We start from the raw sequence: 20,382 nt of genomic DNA, 5'->3' as shown, positions 1-20,382 counted from the left end.
TTCGCTGATTGTTCGCCCTTAGCGTTGTTTAGCGTACCATCCACGCTATGCCCTCTCGTTGTCGCCGTTCCTCGCATCGAGATGCCCGTTGCACGAGGTCCCTGCCGCTCTGACTAGACGACCGCAGCACTCCGCGCCTCACGCGCCGGCGCTGCAACCTGTAGCAGCTCGCCGGTGGAGACGAATACGATGAGGCCCGCCGGGATTCCAGTTACCTCAAGGTAGCGATTGACTTGCTGGCGATAGTGATTGGACGCCGATGCGGTCGGTTCAACATCGCTCTTCCAGTCGATCACCAGCTCGGGCGTTCCGTCAGCGCCCACGCAGAGCGCGTCAACCACACCGAAGGTTGCCAGTTCGACGGCATCCTCCTCGCCGATGCCATAGACCGGAAGCTCGGCGATCAGACGCGGCCGCAACGCAGCGATCTCCGGCATTGCCAGCGTACGTGCGACCGTGCCTGCCATCTCGTCCGGTGAGAGGCCAGCGCCCGCGTCGGTGCCGGGCTCGCGTCCAAGCGCCCGGACCAGATCCCCCGCGCGTGCCGTGAGCGCGGTCAGATCGTCTGCTGTCTCGCCTGTCAGCACTTCCTCCAACAGCTTGTGGATGACAAGCCCGCGCTCGCGACCGCCCTGTACCGCGATCAACATTTCGGGCTCGGCCGCGTCTTGGGCAGCGACCACGATCAGCGGTTCGGTGACCAGCTCAAGCGGTCCGTGCGGATTCTCGTCGCGGCTCGGCGCCACCCAGCGCAGCTTCGGCGTTGCCGCGACCACGCGCGCCGCTTCGCCCGCGAAGATCTCGCGCGTCTGATCGTTGTCGGGTTCGCTGTCGATCGTATCGAACCCCTCGGGATGATGATCGATCGCAATCACCGGCAAGCCGTCGAGATCGAAATCCATCAAGGCATTCCAGCTGCTCTTCGCTGGGGACACGTCGAGTTTAGGCAGAACGAGCAATTCGCGCGCCCGGGTTGCCGCCACATACCAGAGACGTAGCCGTTCGCGTTCGCGCTCTGCGACTTCCGCCGCCTTGGCCTCCTCATAGCCAGCGGGCGCTACCCCGAAGAGGGGCAGAAAAATCGTCTTCGTATCGCCATCAATCACGGGATCGCGCACATCGTTGCCCAACGTCATCGTGTTGATCGGCACAACGATCGGCCACTCCAACCCCTTGGAGGCATGCATCGTGACCAGCGACACCGCTTCTTCCTGCGCGTCCGGTCGGCCTTCCGCCGAGCGCGTCTTGCCTTCCCATGCCGCCGTCATCGTCTCGGCAAAGGCGCGCAGACCGCAGACGCCATAGGGCTGAGTGAGGCTCAGGAAGAGATCGACATTGGCGAGCGGGCGTTCGGCCTGCCCACCATGACGCTGGAGCAAGACGGGGCGCACGCGCAGCAGATCGACCGCCTCGGCGAGCAATTGGTGCGGCGTCGTGCTGTTGATCCTGCGCCGGAGCGCCTGCAGCTTTTCGACGATGTCACGGGCATGCGGGTCGGGGATCAATTCGGCATTGAGATGGATTGTGAGCCGGGGCAGTGCATCGGGACGCTCGGGATCGCGGGGCTGGCTCCAGACCAGATCGAGCAACTGCTCCTCGGTTAAGCCAACAAGCGGGCCGCGCAGCAGCGCCACGAGCGCGAGGCTGTCGCGGCTGTCGGCAAGCACCCGCGTGATCGCTATGAGGTCCTGCACTTCTTGCCGACGGTAGAATCCTTTGCCCGCCTGAGTCGCGACCGGCACGCCGCGCTTTTCCAGCGCTTCCTCGTAGCGCCACAACTCCGTGCCGCCCGGTGCGAGCAGTGCGATATCGCCTGGCCGACACGGTCGCTTGGTGTCGGTCTTGCGATCGACGATGATCTGGCTGCCGATCAGCCGGCTGCACATCTCCGCGACCGCCTCCGCCTCGCAGTCGCGCTGCATGGCCGACTTGGCCTTGCCGTCCTCGTCGGCGCACGCGACAGGGAGCGCCGCCACGCACAGGCCCTCGCCATGATCAGGATGGAAGCCGTCGAGTGGGGTGAAGCCTGGCTGGCCCTTCTCCTCGGTCAGGTGCGGGGCGAAGCGATCGTTCACATAGTCGAGAATGGCCGCGCACGACCGGAAATTGGTCGAGATCGACAGCAAATCGAGAGGATTTAGCGCTCGGATCGCCTCACGCGCTCGCACATAGGCGGCGACGTCGGCGCCGCGGAAACGGTAGATCGCCTGCTTGGGATCGCCGACGAGGAACAGCGCACCAGGCCGAATGCGGTATGCCGCCCAGTCGAGCGGGTCGGCGCCGGGCGCCGGATCGCCGCACAGCCGCCAAAAAATCTCGGTCTGGAGCGGGTCGGTGTCCTGGAATTCATCAACAAGCACATGGGCGTAGCGACTCGAGAGGGCCGTGCGTACGGAATCATGATCGCGCAAGAGATCGCGGGCGGCAAAGATTAGGTCGTCGAAATCGAGCAGCGCGGCCGCGCGCTTGTAGGCGCGGAAGTCATCCAGGATTGGCTGAATCGCGGAGAGTAGGTCGGCGAGCACGCGAGACGCCGCACCCTGCAGCATCGCCGCCCAGCTATGAGTACACGCGAGATGCAATTCCTCCGCGCGCGCGTTTAGCACGCCGCCCTCGGCTTTCGCGAGGCCTGCGACCTTCGCTGCGGCCTCCCACTTCCCCTTCTTCTTGTAGACGCTGAACGTACCCTTTGCGGTGCACAGCGACGGGTGCGGAGTGGATAGCAGAAGCCGGATGAGGGCAGCCGGAGACTGGTCGGTCGCGACCAGCGCCACCTCCGATGCCATATCGACAAAGGCCCGCGCGCCAGCAATGCTCTCGTCTTCTTGCGCAGGCGTGCCCACAACGAAGGCTCGGTAGGCCTCGGCGGCCTCACCAAACGCTGTTACTAGCGGAGGGATTGCTGGCACCGGCGGCGGCACGAGCACGCGATTGTCGCGCAGTGCCGCGGCTGCCGTTGAAATCAGCTCGGTCGCTTTGCTCGGGTTTTGGAAAACCAGCTCCGCGACCAAGCTCTGGTCGTCTGCATCGAGAGCCTCGCGCAACCACCGGTCGACGATGTCGCCGAAGATCATGTCTGCTTGCGCTGGGTCCATGAGCGCTGCACCCGGATCGATGTTCGCCTCGACGGGATAGGGCTTGATCAAGCGTTGGCAGAAGCCGTGGATCGTCGAGCAGGTGATTTCGTCGAGCGAGGCTGCCGCCGCGTCCAGATGCGTCCGTTGCTCGGCCGATAGGCCTTCCGGAAGGGCGATCCGAAGCTCACGCGGGACGCGGCCCTCGAGCAGTTCGTCGACGAACTCGCGCACGCGGGCGAGCAGTTCGCTCGCCGCCAATTCGGTGAAGGTCACCGCCGCAATCGCCTTGGGTGCTGTGCCACCAGCGAGCAGCAGCGCCAAGCGTCCGGCCATGACTGCGGTTTTGCCCGAGCCGGCGCCGGCTTCGACCAACATCGAACGATCATGCGCCGTCATCGCGGCGAGGCGGGCGGCTTCGTCCCGCAAGACGGGCGTCGCGTCAGTCATCAGAGCGCCTCCCAAACAAGTGCCGCGTCGCCAAGCGTACCGCGGGCCGGCTCGACTTTGCGCGGGCAATAGCCGTTCAGAGCATTGGCCGGGAGCGCGAAGCTTAGATCATCATAGTCGCCGCCATTGTCCTCGCCGATGAGCGCATGGCCGGCGAGCAGGCTGGCGCGCGCCGCGCGAAGATGTTCGGCAAGGTCCTCCAGCACCTCGGCAGGGGCATCGAGGTGACGCGCCTCGGTGTCGCGCGGATAGAGAAGGGCGGCGTCGATCTCCACGCCGTCCCCCAGCAGCGCATTGACCGCATAGGCATACAGGCAGCGCTGCAACTCCTTGCCGCCTTGCAAGATCACCGGCTTGGACGGCATCCTACCGCCCTTATAGTCAATCACGCGTGCCTTGGTGGCGTCGCCCGACAGATCGAGACGATCGATGAAGCCAGAGATACGGAAGCCTGTGTCGGCGATGGCGACGGTCGTCGTCGGATCCCAGGGGATTGCGGCGTCGGATTTGGCCGCCTGTCCGCCGAACGGTACTTCTGTATAAGTTTTCTGACCCACGAGCGGCGGTTCGAGATGCAGTAGGGCGTTGAGTGCGGTCTGCTTAGCTTCCTCGACCGTGCGACGCCACACGACTTGCGGCGGCACCGCCTGCTCGTTTTGCCAGCGGCTTGTCACTGCTATGGCGGCGGTTTCGATCGCGGCGGTGATTTGGTCAGGGCGTGCAGCTGCGAGCCCCCCCTGACCTTCGAGCAGGCGAACGGCATGATCGAGCAAGTCATGGAGAAGGATGCCGCTTTGCCGGGCATCGAGCACCAGCGCCTCCACCGCGCTTTCCGGGGCCCGCACCCCAAGCGCATAGGTCCAGGTGAAGCCGAGCGGGTTGCGCAGCAGCTTGGCAAGCGAGCTTGCCGACTGAACACGTTCGAGCGCCGCCAGCAACGCAGGATGGTTGGGACGCACCAGACCATCATGAGCGGTGACTACTGAGCGTTGCCAATCCTGCCAGCATGATGTGGCCGAAGCCGCCTGCTGCGTGGCGGCGAAGTCGGCCGGACGCGCCACCATTCGATCGCTTTCGCTCATCGCGTGCACGGGCCGCCGATTGCGGCGCAAATAGCGGGCCTCGGGCTGGCCGCGCAGCAGGGGGCTCTTGCCGAGTAGGCGGCCCTCCCTGTCCCGACGCGGCCGCGACAGCACGACCTGCGCGCCGGTCGTACACAGGATCGTCTCGAAATCACGGCGATCAGCAGCGGTCACCGGCAGCGGATCAAGCTCCGCTGTCGGGATGATATGATCGGACAAGAGCCGATCTTCTGAAATCCGCCTCGGCCAGCTGGTCGAGGTCAGGCCGAGCAGGCGCACGAACTTGCGCGGTGACGCCGCCAGCGCTGAAGCTGGCATCCACGCGACCGACACGCACGCCTCGCAAGCGTCCTCCTGGCGCAGAGAGTCGATCGTGACGTCAATCACCGCCGGGCTTCCGGCAAGCAGCGCCTTACGCCAGATGCGCAGCGCCCCGCCCGACAGGAAAGTGCGTCCGATCTCTTCTGCCTGAGCATGACCGGCCGAAAGCGTCTCGACAATCGCGCGCAAATCGCCGGCATGATCGATGTCGTCCGGCCAGCGCTCGGCGGTCAGGCTGCCGAGGAGTCGCTCCCAGGCGTCGGGGGAGGACAAGGGTGCCTCGGGCGGCAGGACGCGTTGCCAGCCATCCGGAAGAGCCTTGAATGGGCCTGCACCTGCCAGCAACGTTGCGAGACGCCGCAGATGCGCCTGGTCGACGCCGCGCACGAGGATGTCGGCCAGAGCGGCGGCGGTCTGGCCGTCGCGTGTCGTCACGACGCGGATGCTGTGAACGAAGTGCAGGTCGATATTGGCATCGGCACGTAGCGCCATAAACTCGTCGTCATAGGCGGCCGGTGCGGCGGCTGCGATCGCGATCTCGGACGGCTTGGCTGCTCCGCTCGCAATTAGCTCACGGGCCCAGCGCAGCGCCTCGATAGCTTCATGATAGCCATTGGCGGCGCTCACCGCCTCGACCCGCGGCGTCGTCGGCTCAGACGTGACAACCTCGACGGCCGATCCTTCGAGCCAAACCGGGACCGAGCGAGGGCCGGCGTTCCAGCGCACCCGCGTTGTCACGGCCAGTGCGAACAGCAGCTCGCGCCAGCACGGCGACAGCTCACTAATGCCTTGGATATGGACCTCGCCGAACAAAGCGGGTGCATGGTGAATGCGCGCCAATGCTCGCGAGGCTAGATCGACTGGGCGCAGCATCGCGGACGGCAAGACCGCCAGCACTGCCTCCTCGAGCGTCGCCATTGCTGCCAGGCGGGGATGATCGCTGGCGCGCGACGATAGATCGATCCCCGTGCGCCAGACTTTATGCAGCGTGTCAGCAGCCGCGCCGACCATGCCGGGCAGGAGCTTGATCGCGTCGAGCTCGCCGAGATTAGTGTCCGGTAGCACGTATTGAATCGCATTGCGCAGCGTTTCGGCGTCTATTGGCTGCGTGAAACCGCCGGCAAGACGCGCCGCCAGTTGCTCGAAAGCCATGACCTGTGTGCCGTGGTGCTGGTGCCGTGCAGCGTCGAGACGGATCTCACGGGATGCGAGACGACCGTGCGCGATATAGGTCTGCCGCTGCATGCAATACTTTCGACTGTGTTCAACGTTCGCAAGAGTAGATGGAAGGGGAGTCGGAAGCAACGCCGCGTGCTTCGAATGCGTGCTTAACTCCTGATCTTGCCTCAGGATTTTCAAGATTCTGGTTGCGATGACCTGATCCCGAGGTTTCCTCCAGTGAGGATTGGAGCGGGACGGTTGATTGCACTGCTACCCAACCTTCGACCACCCGGGTCTGGAGTTTTCCGCTTTGCTCAGGTCCAGTGGGCTGGTTTCCCCTCGTGGCGGCCAGACGAGCTTACTGTTTCGGAGCCTCTCGATCGATACGCATAACGCGAAACTGCTGAAACTGGGCAGTAACCTGTCGGGCCGCTGAACCGTTCAACGCAGCAGCCCCCTGCCGGGTCAAACGCCAGCGATCACACGATCGATCAGCGCATAGTCTCGGTTGGTCGGCATGCAGAAAAGGCAATGCCCATTGGAGGCCTCTGCCCAAACATTGCCGATATGGCGTTTGATCTCTTCGCCATCGTAAAGATGGCCGCCCTTATACTCCACCGCGAGGATGCGCCCGTCGGTCAGCATGGCTACGAAGTCGGGATAGAACTTGTCGTGTGGCAGCTGGAGCCAAAACGACGAACGTTTTCGATCGACGTTTCTGATCCAGTAGCGGACCTTTTCGTGGCGATCGAGATAGACCGCACAATCGAACTCCTCGCCAGTGGTACCAAGGTCGCCGACAAGGCTGGTGTAGTGCTTGTTAAACTTCGTACCGCCTGCGTAGGGCTGGTTCGGCGCGTATGTCTGCTCATCGAAGATGATGGAGAGGTCAGCGCTGGCGCTGAAGTCCTGAGCATTTGACGCAAAGAGCGCGCTATACTGCCCCTGCTCGCGCTGGCCGCGCAACTCGGAAATCAGCCCTGCAAGAGCTTTGCGTAGGTCATACTTGTTGCGGGCAAGAACCTGAATGTCAGTGCCAGCGGCAACCAACGCCTCGATGGCGCGGGTGATGAACACCACAGCACTCGGCTTCGTGATGTCGGGATGCACGATGCCCATATCGATCCAGTTCGCCAGGCGCGCCAGATTCCACGCAGGCTCTTGAATGATGCCAGCAAGGTCGCCTTGGACCCTGCGAGTAAAGGCGATCTCGACCTTGCCCCTGTCGCTCACGTCGATTTCGCCCGTCTGGCTATTATCGGCGACGCGGAACCGCGTTGCGATTGGCGCTGGATCGCACTGGTCGAGCCGCCACGGCAAGTCGAGGAAATGCTCTTGCGAGAAGAGTTGAAGTTCACCCTGCTTGCGGAACCCAAGCATGGGGACCACGAATGGCGGTTTGTCCTCATCTTCCGCAGCTGAAGTCTGATAGTTGTTGGTTTTAGCGTACAGGCGGTCGATCGTTTTTGACACGTTCGGCACCGCTGCGAAAGCGAGGTGCAGCAGGTTACGGCTGTCGCGTGTCATCGGGCCTGTATAGGCCAGAGTTCGGCTTTGCGCGTCAAACGAGACCCGTGATTTCACCGATGGCGGCAGGCGGTCGATTGCCGCAACAATGACCTCTGGTGCGGTGGTCTGCTCGGGCAAGGGATCTGAGGTGTAAGGCGTGCTGGCGTTGATTTCAGACAGTGCCAACGGTTGCTGCGTGGTGACGATCTGCGCGGCCTCGATCGCATTGAAGCCAGCACCCTCTACCAATCCGTCACGAAGCTGTTGCGCAGTGCTGTCGAAACTGCGCGAAACGATGAACGCATAGGACTGGTTGAGGGCATCGCGAAGCTTGCGCCGCGCCCCTGGCATCCGAAGCACGCGCCCCAGAATCTGCTCAACCGCAACGGGCGACACCTGCTCGGCAACTGAACAAAGGATATAGGCAAAGGGACAGTCCCAGCCTTCCTTCAGCTTCGATACGGTAATGATGTATCGCACCTGGCAATCAGCGCTGCGGATATTGCTGATCGAATCAAGGTCTTTGCGCGGCCCCGTGTGCACAGCGATGTGATCCTTGGGGATGCGGTGATCCTCCAGCAAATGCTGTTCGATCTTTTCCCAGGTCAGCCTGTGCGGGTCGCTGGCGGATGCGCTCTGCGCCTGAAAGAGGATGATCGGGCGGATATAATCTTCTGTTTCAAGAGCTTCGGCCTTGGCCGCTTCCTCCAGCGCTTTCTGGCAGTCGAGCGCGGCACCGACTGTCTTGACCCAATCCGCGTCTGTGGTGAGGCGGATGGGCATTTTGATCATCTGCTCCGCCTTCAGCTCAGCGGCAGAAACGGAATACAGGATATTGGAGGCGTGCTTGTCACGGGCAGGATCGTGCTCGACCTGCGGCGTGGCAGTTAGCTCCAGAATGAGCGACGGATTGAAGCGCGCCAGCGTCCTAAAGGACAGTTCGGTGCGGGCATTGTGCGCCTCGTCCACGATCACCATGGGACGGTGCAGCTTGAGGAGGTTGGACAGCGAATAGACGGGTCGGCTGCCGCCCTCGATACGGTCGAGCCCTGCCATCTGCCGATCGCTGAGGTTTTCAAAGTGGTCCATCAGGACGCCTGCGTCTTCATATACCTTCAGCCCGTCGGGGTTTTCCTTGCCGCTATCGTCTTCGCGGCGGAATGATTGGATCGTCGAGACAATCACAACGGCGCCGCCCGTGGCATCGGCGCGCGGCATAGCCAGCGCCTCGGCCTTGGTCATCACGTTGAAATTTCGATTGAACACCGCCGTAAGGGCCGCCCGATAGGGATGGGCCTCATCTTTCAGAGCGGCAATGGTCTGCTCAAGGATCGGGGTCGAAGGCACCAGCCACAACACCATGGGGTTGGTGGTCTGGAGATATTCTCTGGAGGCAACGCCAACCGCGTGGGCAGCGACGAGCGTTTTTCCGCCACCGGTAGGAATCCGCAGGCAGAGGTACGGCGTCCCTTTGGCAACGGCAGGTGCGTTGCGATAGGGAAAATTCGTGGCTTTATAGAAGGCAAGGTTCGCACCCATTGCCGTGGTGTTGCGAAGGAATGCGCCAAATGCCTTGAGGGCCTGGTCCTGATATTCCTTCAGCTCGAAATTGACGGCGGCCATCTTACACCCCCGCAATCTGATACGGGATCTGTTTGAACACGACGCGCTCGGCCTTGAGCCGATCTGCGGAAACTGTCGTGCCCTCGGCATAGACGACACGGGTGCCGTCGAATCCTTCGGGAGGTGGTGGTAGCGCCGCCAATGCGGTGGGCGTCAGGACATTGCCAAGCGCTTCGCGCGGCATGCCCTCTTCTCCCTGGGCGAAAAGCAAATACACGGCGCGATCACCATGTTTGCCGAGGTAGGAGTTACCCACTTGGGCTTTAGTCGGAATCGGTGCGCCAGTTTCGGCGAAGAATACATGCGCAGCAAGGTCGGGGAACGATACCTCGCCATGGATGTCACCGAATTCATTGAAGAGCGGGAGGCCAAGTCTGCAAAAGCGAAGGCCGCCGCCAATACCAGGCAAGTCCTCTTCGGTGCCACGCGAGCCAATGAGCGTGAGCACGCCGTCTTCGATAGTTGCCTTTACCTCGTCGTATTCGGACCGCTTTTCCTCTCTAATTTCATCCATTTCTTCCATGACTTTCGCTGATTTGCGAAAATCAGCGAGGGTGATTTTGCGCTGGTAGACGATCTCATTCGCCTTGCTCTGCGGCCTAAATCCTTGCGACACGCGTCTCAGACGCTCAGCGGCAATGCTAGTCGCAATCTGCTCCTGCATCTCGATCAGGATAAAGCGACGTTTCCCACCGTCCTTGTTGTTCAGGCTGAGGGTTGCATGTCCCGTCGTGCCCGATCCGCAGAAGCTGTCGAGTACCAAGCAGTTCTGGTCGGAGACCAAGGAGATCAGGCGCTCAACCATGTCGTAGGGCTTCGGCGTTTCAAAGCCGTGGTTGGTACCAAGAATTTGATTGAGCTGGGCCTTCGCCTGCCTGTTCTGGCCGACGTCCTCAAGTATGGTCGAGGTCGGCATGGTAGGAATGTCGGGCGCGGTTTCCAGCCTGTACGGAACCCAGCCCGACTTGCGCTTTTCCCACTTCACCTCGTCGGAGTGCTTGATCTTTTCCCACGTGTCGGGGCCGATGCTCCATCGTCCCTCCCATCCTTCTTTCGGGTGGATCGGCCAAACATCATTGCCATCGGGGTCTTCCATCGGAAACCAGCTGTTGGGCCGATCTTTGCGTCGCGCACTCTTGCCATTTTTGCGCAGCTGCCTCCACCGCGCCCGCTGCCCGTTATGAACGACGGGATAGGCGTTCAAAATATCGGGAGCAGGAAGCTGCTGGAGTGCCGCCTTGCTCTTGTTCTTAGCAAAGCAAATGATGTGGTCATGGTAATCTGAGAAGATTCGCTCGCCCACATTCGAGCTGGGGCTGTCCATCTTTTTCCAAATGATATGGCTGACAAAATTGTGGGTGCCAAATATGTCGCGGAGAAGTTCCTTGCAATTCGACACTTCGTTGTCGTCGATCGAAACGAAGATCACTCCCTCTTCATGCATGAGATCGCGCAGCAACCGAATGCGAGGATACATCATGCACAACCACTTATCGTGCCGCGATAGGTCCTCGGACTCCCGACCGACAACACGCCCAAGCCAAGCCTTGATTTCGGGAGACGATACGTTGTCGTTGTAAATCCACCCCTCTTGCCCCGTATTGTACGGCGGATCGATGTAGATGCATTTCACCTGCCCGCCGTAGTAGGGCAGCAAGGCCTTAAGCGCTTCCAGATTGTCGCCTTGAACAAGCAGGTTTCCAGCGTCTGGATCGCCACAGGAAAGATCAGCGTCGCAATTGATGAGCCGATACGGCACCTCTTTATGGTGGTGCTCAACTGCCTCTTTCCCGATCCAATTCAACGACGGCATTGTTGCCCCTTCTGATCCGCCAGCTGATCTGGCAGGGATTATATCATTACAATTGCACGAATTATGAGTGCTCTGAACGGGAGGCTACATCATCTCGGCGAAACTGACGACTGGAATGCGAAAGCGGTGATTGGCTGCCCAATCATCCTTGATGGCGTCGGCCTCCGCGAGGGTCAGCATGGCCAGCTCTATCATGCGTACCATTAGGTCGGCGGTGCGTACGATCACCAATCCTTCGGCGATCCGCTGGGCCTCGTTGATGGCACGTCGGTCATCGATCGCCACTCCCGCTCCTGTCACCATGGCATGCGCAATCGTGGCGCTTTCACCAACACCCAGACGTGTCGTGCCCGTCAGCCGTCCGAAAATATCGAGCGCAGCTTCGTCTGTGACGGTGCAGTCCTCAACGTGGCCAGCGGCCAAGGCCGCTTGATAACGCTCCACCTGCTCCGGATAGAAGTCTGTCAGCTCGCCTGCAGCATGGTCGGTCACAATGAAGCGGCAAGGCAATGCGCCTAGCAGTTCCATCCGATCGATGCGGAGGAAATTTACCAAAACGGAGGTGTCCGTCACGAGGATGGCGTCAGGAATGACCATCACGCAGAGCGGGCCACCTCAGCCAGGTCGAAGAGTTGGCGGCCTTCGATTTCGAGGGCCTTGCTCAGGTCGAGCAACCGCCCACGGGAGATTTCCCCACGGCGGTAGGCTTCGATGGCAAGATGCGCGATACGACTACGGAGCTCGCGGGTGCCCCGCTGCGGCGTGTCCATGCCCTCCAAATCATCAAATAGCTCAAGCGCTCTGAGATAGTCGCGCCCTGCATCTTGCATGGCCGACGTAAGCAGCTCCAAGCTTTCTGCTTGGCTGATGCGACGAAGGCTTTTCAGGCGGTAGGTAGCAGCTTCGTAGCTCACGCCGAAGCGATGGGCGATATAGGCCACGTCCTGAAAGCCAATAGTCTGGGAGTTGGGTGCGGGTCGCGCCTGCCCCTCGATGCTACCGCCCGTCGCTGCATCAAAGACAAGCACGTCACCACGAGAAGGCTGCCCCTTACCGAGCTGGCGCAATTCATCGTCGATGCCTTCTGCTGGGAGGAGGAAAGCAGAAGCGAAGGCGTTCGCGCGCTGCTCCACCCGTTCTACGCGATTGTCGGTCGTAGTGACATTGGCCACACGATCGCGGTCAAACAGCGCATGCGCATATTCATGCGCGTAGGAGAACCGGCGCCGCGCACGCGGATGCTGCGCATTGACGAGAATAGCCATGCCGATGCTCGGATGATGCAGGAACAGGCCAGACATCGTGCCCGGCAGATTGGCACCTGAGGCCCAAATGCCTTGATCCACCATAAGCTCAGCCAAATCTGGCAACGGGGAGCTGCCCAGCCCTAGACGGCGGCGTTCTTGATCGGCGACCTTATGCCCTTGCCGCACCGCCTCCCAAACCGAATTTGGTGCGGGTTCCTGATAAACCGGCGGCACTGGGCGTTCTTCGCGTCCGAGAATCTTCTCCAAATTCACGCCCTCCCGGCAAAGCGAGACGCAGCGATCCACCTGGAAGCGGATGGCATCATCTTCTTGGAGACCCGGCGCAAGTCGATGCAGTGCGATAAGCACGTCATCGTCATGCTGCTGCACGTCGGCTAAGAACCACGAGATGGAACGGCGATAAAGCTCAGCCAGCTTGCTCAACTCCAGGGTAGAGACAAGCCTGTTGCCCGCTTCGATCTGAGTGATGGCGGTACGAGGAATGCCGACATGATCCGCCGCAGCTTGCTGGCTAACGCTCGCAAGCTCTCGCGCTTCCCGCAGCCTGCGGGCTAGTTCTGGGTTGGACATGTCGATCTCCTCGCTGCCGGGGGAAGGCAGTCTCTCCGGGGGGTTTCTTACCTGCAATATACTCAATCGAACAAAAATGTCAATTTCTTCCTTGAATGTTCGATTTACCAAATCCATAACCCTTTTGCCAAACCGAAAGGGGGTGATTTGAATGGCAGGAAAAAACCAGCACGTGGTCCGTCGCGGTGACGATTGGGCAGTCTTGGGAGCGGGAAACAGCCGTGACACGGCGCATTTCGGCACGCAGCGCGAAGCGATCGCGCGGGCGACTGAGATTGCTCGCAACCAGAGCAGCGAAGTCATCATCCATGGCAGGAACAATCTGATCCGTGAGCGTAACAGCTACGGTAACGATCCCTTCCCGCCGCGCGGGTGAGAGGGAAGCCTTGCGGCTTCCCTCAGCCGGTAGCTGATGCACGATGCGAAACGGACTTCAGCTGACGGTGTCTGAGACGCTGCCCGTGCTAGTCACTCGGGCAGCGTCTTTTGTATATGGGCAAGGCATCGCTGAAAGCCAGCCATTTTCATTCACCCTAACAGAGGCCCCAGCTGCCGCCGGTTTGGATGGTGGCTGAAATGATGCTGTTTGGTCAGCTCTCACGCTGGTACTCGAGCCTTGCGGACTGTTCGCTACGCAATCGGATTGCTGTGCCTCTCGGGCTCACCGAAACGGTGCTGGTGCCTTTCGTCCGACACCTTGTCGACGTTCGGAACATCTGCGCTCACCACGGTCGGCTCTGAAACCGGAGCTTCTTGTTCTGTCCGCGACTACCCAGCAAACCAAGAGATCTGCAGCTTTCGCTGGACCACTCGGCCGGTGAACGCCCACCGGCGAAGCTCTACAACACCATCAGCACGATCAATCAGGTGATGCGGAATGTGGCGCCGGATTCCCGTTGGGCTTGGGAAACTAAAGCACACATTCTCTCGCATCCGACGGGTGATCTGGCGGCGATGGGCTTTCCCGAAGACTGGCAGCCAAAGCCTGGGCGAGGCCGGGGCGGTCGCGGTTGCGGCCGGTCAGGCCGTGGTCGGTGTAGATGCGGTCCTCGGGGACGCCGAGAAAGCAATCTGCCACCTATCGGCAACGGACGCCGGCTCAGCGCCAACGCACAACAGTGCCGGTACGCAGCATTGCATCGCCTAGATCGCTGCCATCGCTCAGCCTGCAAAACGCGACGACCCGGCCGTAGCTTTGATGCGAAGCCCGGCAGCGCATCGGCGGTGCAGAAACCTTTACGTGCCCAGTAGAAAGCCTCCCCTTGGCTCCGCCCAGAAGAGCTACCAGAGCATCGCGGGCCTCGACCCCCGAGGAACGTGGACAAGGGTGGCCTGCCCGGCAAGTTCCGTCCAGTTCGCGCGCGGCAATGCTCCCCAGTCGGATCCTAGGCCCTTCCGCGCACCAGATCGGACCGTCTCCATCCCAAACCGCAACCGGCGTGCAGATGAACGCGGCACTTGCGGCCAGCGTCAGTAAACTCATTCTGCGAGCCTTCCCCTCAAATACCAGCGCCAAACCCTGCCTTGTCGGTCGAACGCATACGCGGAGGCCACTTCCGATAGCCACAAGCAACCCCGGTTCCAAGGTCTGCTAAGCAAATGGCCCGTGCAGTGATTTGAACATAGGATTGAAATTGAAAGACTCTTGGTCTGTGCTGCCCGAGTTGGGGTAGCTGATCACGACAAATCATTGTAATTGGCTCGCCCCGCGCGAACTGCTTTGGATGCATCACGCGGAACGAACGGGGACTCAAATGGGAAAACGAAATCTCGCAATCGTTGGCACCCACCAAGACTATTTCGCGGATATGTATGACGAACGAATGGGCGAAAACCCATCAGTCGTTTTCGGATGCGCATCCCCGGAAGATGCCGCCACGAGTTATTTCAGGAACGTTTTTGAAAACTCAAATGCGCTCGTCCGCGAGGCAGTCATCGGCGTATGGCTAGCAAGTGAGGGGCCTGAGGTGGCCATCATTTTCGAGGCTTATGCGACTTTGACTCCCTGCATGGCGGCAGACGCGGAACCTGGCGAATTCGATATTGAGTTGGATGTGCGCCAACAGTCATAGTGTGCGGGACTCGCGCAGGCGGCGTGTGCTGCAGTCATGACTGGGCAAAACGCAGAGCATTGGTTGACAGTCGTGCGATATTCAATCAGCATTTTAGCCGGTTTGACCCCCTTGCCTGTCGCCAAGCTAAATAGGTTTTGATCAATCCTTCAAACTGCCCGCGAATCCAGTGGTCAGATCGATTAAATGGCGACCGATACGACCCCCTGGAGTTCGTATGGCTATCCTACTGCCAACATCAGACAATATTCGTCTTCTCAAAGCCACTCTCATGGGTGATTTTGAAATGCGCTCTGCGCATGCTTCTGAAGCGATTGCCGCTCTCATTGGATTTCGATCCAATGCGGCTTACTTGGCCACTTCCAATCATCTGCCCGATGTGACGGTTTACGAGGCAGATTTCGATGCATTTGAAGAGCGCTCAGTCCATCTGGGTTACGACAGAACGTCATCTGAATTTTTGCGGTTCCTGTTCAAAGGGATCCCATGGCCCAACCCCGCTTGGAAAATGATCGACAAGCGAGACTCAGCCAGTCGCGATGCTTGGTTCTATGAGTGCCAACTCCGCAAGATACCGTTCCTGTACGTGGCAAAGGCAAGAAAATGCTGCTCGGTCCATTGGGACCATATCAGCTTGGATTCTGATTATGACCAGATGATCAGGCAGTCTGCCGACGGGGAAATGGCAAGGGTTTTGTTCCGAACCTATCAACTGATCGCTTCTGGCCTTGAGCCAAAAAGCTTTTTCGATGGCGGGGCCTTGGTGGGGGATGTGACTGGCTTGTCTGAATCAAGCGCTCGGCAGATTGCAAATGCGTACGCTCTCCTATTGTTTCCTGGCAACGTGCAATTGGCCTTGGCAGCATAAGAAGATATCGAAAGCCGCCACATCAGCGGCTTTCGATATCCCACAACTCCATCAGGCCGAAATTCGAAGTTCCGTTCGCGTCGTGCAAAAAGCCGGTGGTCCAAACCACGCACGCCGCGGCAGACTTCATCACCGCCAGAAACCGTCGCGCCTTTGGCCGTGCTGGTTGTCGTAGTTTTCGCGGGTGTCGTAGGCGCTCTTGCGGATACCCACTTCGACGCGCTGCCCCCCGACGTTTCGGATGTGGAGATCGCGCAGATCGACCTTGTTGCGCTGCGCCCAGTCCTTCGCCTCGCGCTCACTCCCGAACGTCCCTGCGTCTTCGTAGTCAAATGCCATGTCGTTTCTCCTTCCTGATGATGATGTTGACGACCCGTTTCAGGGGCTTTGCGCGACCACGGTGCAGCGGGAGAAAGGCATCGGCGCACTGTGCCCTGGGAAGACCCACCCGCTGCGCCACCAGCCTCACAAAGGCGGCCGCGATCGTGCCCACCAGAACTGCGACAAGGATCATCAGACCTATCGCCACCAACTCGGCGGCCATTTTCTGGTTATCGAGGGCGGCTCGCAGATCAGCGCATCCCTGAACCCCGTGCGTATTGAGATCGCAGACCACAAAGCTGTCCCCGCCAGCGGCACGCGCAATCTCCGAGAGTCCTGCCTCGTTCACCAGATTGGTCAGGGTCAGCTGCTGCGTAAGGTGAATCTCGAAAGTGTCTGAAGGCGGCGTACCCGCTGCGGCATGGCCCATCTGTGTCACGATCTTCCTCCTATCGGCTGCGTTCGATGTTACGTTCGGGCACGTCCAATTGCGGCGTTGCCCGAAGGCTCGCCGGATCGATCCGCGGGGCAGATGCTTGCCTGTCCTCGGGTGCCCTCAAATGATCGGGAATTGTGGGCCGAAACTCGCCAGCCTCGCGCCCACCAGGCTTCGCCTCGACCTGCTTTTCGCCGAGGGTTTCGAGCGCGCTGGTCTTGTCGCCCGGGTTGCGGGCGATCTGCGCCAAAAGCCGATCGCGGTCGTTGGTAACGATTGTGATGTCGTCGCGCACCCGGGTTATCATGACGAGCGCCAGACGCTGGTTCGACAAGTGCCGGGCTGATGAGTGCATCTCACCGATCGCCATGTCGCGGGTGTCGCCCTGCGCCTGATGCATGTTGATCGCATAGGCCAGCCCCATGCGCTCGAGCATGCGGTCATTCTGCTTGAGTTCTACGGTCTCGCCTGCCTTGTTCTCGAGCGTGACGATCCCATCCCTGATCCCGAGGATCCTCGCCTCCTCTGACTTCATCAGCCCCCTGGCATCATCCTTTTCGGTCCAGCGGATCTTGTCGCCTTCATAGATTGTCTCCTTGTGCTTTTCGGAGAGCCTCAAGGCATCACGCTTGTCCGAAGGATCGATCGCCGCCGGATCGAATTTGATCAGCTTGCCGCTTTCATCGCGCAGCATGACCCGGCCCTTCACGTCTATGCTTTCGACATCGTACCGCCCCCGAACAAGCCCTCCGGGGGCGTTCTGGCGCGTCACTTCGAGCAGCTGGCCCTTGCTGTAGGTCGAGGCGTAGCGCAGCTCCTCGCGCGTCGCATGGGCCGGGAGGAGCGTGGTCAGCCTCAGCCCTTCCCCCTGGATCGCCCCTTCTGCCTTTAGGCCCTGCTGGACCATCCGGTTGAGTTCGCCGCGCGCTGCACGACCCGATGAGTAGATCGCGGTACGCTCGCGGTCTTCTGGCGATAGCTCCAGCCATTTCTGCGCGGTGACCTTGAGGTGGTCTGCGCCAGCTTCGACCACACGCTCGCCAAGCGAGGCAAAGCTTTCCTTGAACATTCCGGCGCGCGCGAGGCCAGCGGCTTCCTTCATATGTTCGGTGCGCTGCCGAAGGCTGGTATCGATGCGGGCTATGGCGGGGTTATCGGACTGGATCAGCGAAAAGCTCTTGCCCGCCTCGATCGGCTGTAACTGGGCGCGGTCTCCAATCATGACCAGCTTTTCAACACCAAGCCGGTTGGCAATCGTAAGCAGGTCATTCATCGGCTTGTTCGCAACCAGCGACGCCTCGTCCAACACCAGCACTTTGCCGCGCAAGGCTTCGCGCGATGCCTCGAACTTCGGACCCGAGCCCGCAAGCGCGGGCCGCAGATGCTCATTCACAAAGGATGAGACGGTTCTTGCTGCGATTTCCTGCCTGACGATCTCCCCGTCTGGCCCGCGGATCTCCGTCCCGGTTCGAAGATCGCTGACCATCTTGTTGGCAAAGGCGAGGCCGATCACCTCCCTTCCCTCCTGATGCGCCACGCTCGCAATTGCCGAGATGATCGTCGTCTTTCCGGCACCTGCGACACCCTGGATCACGACCGTGCGGTCCTTGCTGGCGAGCGCCAGGGTTCCGGCGGCAATCTGCTCAGCGTTGAGGTCATGAGTGCCCGCGACTTGCCGCAAGCGCCCGGGGGCCTCGGCGGCTTCAATGATGGAGTGGCCTGCACCCTTTCCCGCGGCGACATTGGCCAGCGTTGCCCGCTCGATCTCGACATGTTCAGGTGTGGTGTATTTCTCGGGCCTGCCATCGAGCCTGTCGCTCTTGCCCTCCAGCACCCTCCCGTCGGCCACCAAGACGCCGATCCGTGCTTCCACCCCGTCAGCAGTCACGCCCTTTACGCCGAGGTCGAGCGCGGTCTTGATCAGGTCGCCTCGGGTCCAGGAGGTTTCACGTTCGCCGATCATCCTGATCGCAGAAGCGGTTGCCATCTCAGTGCGCAGCTGCGTGGGCGTCAGAGTGATCCGTTGCAGGCCATTGGTTGTCAGTGTGTCTGCTGGCCGAGTGTAGAGCTTCGCGCTGTCGCGGAGCGCACTCAGAGTCTCCTGGACACGCTGCGGCGACCCCAAAGGGCTTTCACGCCCCTCGGAGCCGCGTTCCCGCGCCTGTTCGACCAGCGCCTTGGCATCGAACCCCAGCCCGGCAGCGCGCCTCGCCCATTCCTGCCGAAGCGCCTGCTTATCATCCGGATTGAGCTTGGGATCGCGGGTGCGCTTGGTGATTTCACGCAAGGCTTCTGTGTCATTTGCGCTCTTCCCGAGCTTTTCGGCCGTTGCCAGAATGGTCAGGCGACGCTGGCTGAAGGCCTCGATCACATCGCGCGCCACGCCCTGGATCTCGAACTGGCCGTGCTTGCCCGTGATCTGGGTTTCGTAGCCGAGCTTCTCGAGGTTCGTCCGCAGCGCGGCGTTGTAGATGGAGCCAAGGACTGTGTTGTTCTTCCAGATCTCTCCGTTCCACAGCGCCTTCCAGTTGCCATCCTTGTCTTGGGTCATCGCGGCAATGACAGCATGTGTATGGTTCTGCGGGTCCAGCGCCCGGCTCGTGTCGTGCTGGAACAGGGCATAGAGGAGCTTGCCTGTGACCACGCCCTCGCCGTTGGCATTGCGCGAACGATCGCGGGCCTGCGCATAGTGCTTCTCGAGATAGGCCATGGTCGCCTTGACGGCGGCCAGCTGTGCATCGAGGATCCGCTTGTCGCCGCCCAGCTGCGCAAGCAGGCTGGCCGATTTCGGCATCGAGAATGTGAGGTCTATGCCCGAGCGGCGGTTTGCATTGCCATTTACGACCGTGTCATCGGGCAACTTGCCATCGAGGACTTTTTCGAAGTCTTCCTTGGCAACTGGGCCTGCAAGCCCGAGCGCTTTCGCGCCCTCGCCACCCCATTCGCTAAGCTCGGCAGGACCATCGCCGACATAGTAGTCGTCCTTGGCAAAGTAGTTTGCGGCGCCGCCTGCAGATGCGACCGATGCGACCGACAGCATCTCAGGCCACCCTTGCCTGCTCATGCTGGAACATCGGCCGCGAAGCATCGCCCAGCAGAAGCCAGGCGGCATCGATGCGGAACTGTTCGCAGATGGCAGCGATCAGGCTGGAGGGCGGATCCCTGTGCCCACCTTCATAGTTCTTGATGGTCTTGTCCGCGATCCCGAGCTGCAATGCCATCACGTGCTGGGAGATTTCCAGAGCCGCTCGGACGGTCCTTATCCGCCGCCCGATCGTACCGGCACAATGCGGGCACATTGACGGGGACACATGGCCAGTTTGCGCGGCCGTGCTCATCGCCCAAGCTCCTGATCATCGTCGATGGAAGGGTCCTGCCGGCTCTGCTTTTCGTTGCTGATGCCGCGCATGTTCTCTTTGGAAAGCTCGCTCTCCTGGGCGTCTGCCCTGCTATTCTGCGCTCGCCCCTTCGGCCCTTCGATCTTCGCCTGCGCGCCGCGCTCTTCGCTGTCGCGCATGGCAAGGTTCTGCCGCTCGCGCTGGTCCTTCTTGCCAGGGCGGTTATAGCCATACAGCTCCCCTTGCGCTGGCTTTCGCTCGAACTCTGCCCGCTCCTCTTCATCCTCGATCTTGCGCGCCATCTCCTCCTCGGTCAGCTCGCGCTCAGGGTTCAATGGCCCTTCGATCGCCTCCCTCAGCTGCTGCGCCGCCCGCTCAGCCTCACTCAGCGCGACCTCTTCGCGATCCTTACGCTCCTTAGGGGGTCCGGTGAGAGAATGTTCGAAAACGTACGCTAAGGGATCAGAGCGATTGCA

15 protein-coding genes are annotated in these 20,382 nt (G+C 60.8%); 4 read left to right on the top strand and 11 right to left on the bottom strand.

Features of this window, described 5'->3' with window-relative positions; all coding sequences use genetic code 11:
* Positions 1 to 113 precede the first annotated feature (113 nt).
* From AX735_RS02280 to AX735_RS02255, 6 genes are all read right to left on the bottom strand, one after another.
* Positions 114 to 3,524, bottom strand: coding sequence for a UvrD-helicase domain-containing protein (locus AX735_RS02280; protein WP_066275017.1), 3,411 nt, complete (start codon positions 3,522 to 3,524; stop codon positions 114 to 116).
* Positions 3,524 to 6,172, bottom strand: coding sequence for a PD-(D/E)XK nuclease family protein (locus AX735_RS02275; RefSeq protein WP_066275013.1), 2,649 nt, complete (start codon positions 6,170 to 6,172; stop codon positions 3,524 to 3,526). The genes AX735_RS02280 and AX735_RS02275 overlap by 1 nt, the downstream gene beginning before the upstream one ends.
* A gap of 381 nt (positions 6,173 to 6,553) precedes the next feature.
* Positions 6,554 to 9,220 (bottom strand): DEAD/DEAH box helicase family protein, encoded by a 2,667-nt coding sequence (locus tag AX735_RS02270; protein WP_066275007.1) that lies wholly within the window; start codon positions 9,218 to 9,220, stop codon positions 6,554 to 6,556.
* Position 9,221: 1 nt separating this feature from the next.
* Positions 9,222 to 11,033, bottom strand: a complete 1,812-nt coding sequence (locus AX735_RS25535) for a site-specific DNA-methyltransferase (protein WP_066275004.1) — start codon at positions 11,031 to 11,033, stop codon at positions 9,222 to 9,224.
* An 84-nt stretch (positions 11,034 to 11,117) separates the two neighbouring features.
* On the bottom strand, positions 11,118 to 11,633 hold the full coding sequence (locus AX735_RS02260) for a hypothetical protein (RefSeq protein WP_156447395.1): 516 nt from the start codon (positions 11,631 to 11,633) through the stop codon (positions 11,118 to 11,120).
* On the bottom strand, positions 11,630 to 12,871 hold the full coding sequence (locus AX735_RS02255; RefSeq protein ID WP_202189483.1) for an XRE family transcriptional regulator: 1,242 nt from the start codon (positions 12,869 to 12,871) through the stop codon (positions 11,630 to 11,632). The genes AX735_RS02260 and AX735_RS02255 overlap by 4 nt, the downstream gene beginning before the upstream one ends.
* Before the next feature lie 151 nt (positions 12,872 to 13,022).
* Here AX735_RS02255 and AX735_RS02250 point away from each other — a divergent pair, with 151 nt between their 5' ends.
* From AX735_RS02250 to AX735_RS02240, 4 genes are all read left to right on the top strand, one after another.
* Entirely contained in the window at positions 13,023 to 13,247 is a 225-nt protein-coding gene (locus AX735_RS02250; protein ID WP_066274986.1) for a DUF2188 domain-containing protein, read from the top strand.
* A 173-nt stretch (positions 13,248 to 13,420) separates the two neighbouring features.
* Positions 13,421 to 13,612 carry an Abi family protein gene (locus AX735_RS26210; RefSeq protein WP_446471765.1) on the top strand — a complete coding sequence of 64 codons (192 nt, stop codon included), beginning with the start codon at positions 13,421 to 13,423 and terminating at the stop codon, positions 13,610 to 13,612.
* A gap of 1,013 nt (positions 13,613 to 14,625) precedes the next feature.
* Positions 14,626 to 14,943, top strand: coding sequence for a hypothetical protein (locus AX735_RS02245; protein WP_066274983.1), 318 nt, complete (start codon positions 14,626 to 14,628; stop codon positions 14,941 to 14,943).
* A 217-nt stretch (positions 14,944 to 15,160) separates the two neighbouring features.
* A complete protein-coding gene (locus tag AX735_RS02240) occupies positions 15,161 to 15,811 on the top strand; it encodes a hypothetical protein (RefSeq protein WP_066274980.1) in 651 nt (216 codons plus the stop codon).
* A 129-nt stretch (positions 15,812 to 15,940) separates the two neighbouring features.
* Here the strand turns inward: AX735_RS02240 and AX735_RS02235 are convergent, their stop codons facing one another.
* The 5 genes from AX735_RS02235 to AX735_RS25530 all read right to left on the bottom strand — a co-directional run.
* Entirely contained in the window at positions 15,941 to 16,150 is a 210-nt protein-coding gene (locus tag AX735_RS02235) for a hypothetical protein (RefSeq protein ID WP_066274977.1), read from the bottom strand.
* A complete protein-coding gene (locus AX735_RS02230; RefSeq protein ID WP_156447394.1) occupies positions 16,140 to 16,571 on the bottom strand; it encodes a hypothetical protein in 432 nt (143 codons plus the stop codon). Before AX735_RS02230 ends, AX735_RS02235 begins: the two co-directional genes overlap by 11 nt.
* A 10-nt stretch (positions 16,572 to 16,581) precedes the next feature.
* Entirely contained in the window at positions 16,582 to 19,608 is a 3,027-nt protein-coding gene (gene mobF, locus AX735_RS02225; RefSeq protein WP_066274969.1) for a MobF family relaxase, read from the bottom strand.
* A 1-nt stretch (position 19,609) separates the two neighbouring features.
* Positions 19,610 to 19,906, bottom strand: a complete 297-nt coding sequence (locus AX735_RS24040; RefSeq protein ID WP_082750881.1) for a helix-turn-helix domain-containing protein — start codon at positions 19,904 to 19,906, stop codon at positions 19,610 to 19,612.
* Positions 19,903 to 20,382, bottom strand: a 480-nt coding sequence (locus AX735_RS25530) for a hypothetical protein (RefSeq protein WP_202189482.1), incomplete at its 5' end; no start/stop codon positions are given. The genes AX735_RS25530 and AX735_RS24040, both read right to left, overlap by 4 nt.

This window comes from Blastomonas sp. CCH1-A6 (assembly GCF_001556365.1).
Taxonomy (GTDB): Bacteria; Pseudomonadota; Alphaproteobacteria; order Sphingomonadales; family Sphingomonadaceae; genus Blastomonas; species Blastomonas ursincola.
This window is presented reverse-complemented; position numbering and strand designations above follow the sequence as displayed.

Coding starts and splice junctions, on each gene's coding strand:
- AX735_RS02280 (WP_066275017.1), bottom strand. CDS start 3,524: ATGACTGACGCGACGCCCGTCTTGCGGGACGAAGCCGCCCGCCTCGCC.
- AX735_RS02275 (WP_066275013.1), bottom strand. CDS start 6,172: ATGCAGCGGCAGACCTATATCGCGCACGGTCGTCTCGCATCCCGTGAG.
- AX735_RS02270 (WP_066275007.1), bottom strand. CDS start 9,220: ATGGCCGCCGTCAATTTCGAGCTGAAGGAATATCAGGACCAGGCCCTC.
- AX735_RS25535 (WP_066275004.1), bottom strand. CDS start 11,033: ATGCCGTCGTTGAATTGGATCGGGAAAGAGGCAGTTGAGCACCACCAT.
- AX735_RS02255 (WP_202189483.1), bottom strand. CDS start 12,871: ATGTCCAACCCAGAACTAGCCCGCAGGCTGCGGGAAGCGCGAGAGCTT.
- AX735_RS02250 (WP_066274986.1), top strand. CDS start 13,023: ATGGCAGGAAAAAACCAGCACGTGGTCCGTCGCGGTGACGATTGGGCA.
- AX735_RS02245 (WP_066274983.1), top strand. CDS start 14,626: ATGGGAAAACGAAATCTCGCAATCGTTGGCACCCACCAAGACTATTTC.
- AX735_RS02240 (WP_066274980.1), top strand. CDS start 15,161: ATGGCTATCCTACTGCCAACATCAGACAATATTCGTCTTCTCAAAGCC.
- AX735_RS02235 (WP_066274977.1), bottom strand. CDS start 16,150: ATGGCATTTGACTACGAAGACGCAGGGACGTTCGGGAGTGAGCGCGAG.
- mobF (WP_066274969.1), bottom strand. CDS start 19,608: ATGCTGTCGGTCGCATCGGTCGCATCTGCAGGCGGCGCCGCAAACTAC.
- AX735_RS24040 (WP_082750881.1), bottom strand. CDS start 19,906: ATGAGCACGGCCGCGCAAACTGGCCATGTGTCCCCGTCAATGTGCCCG.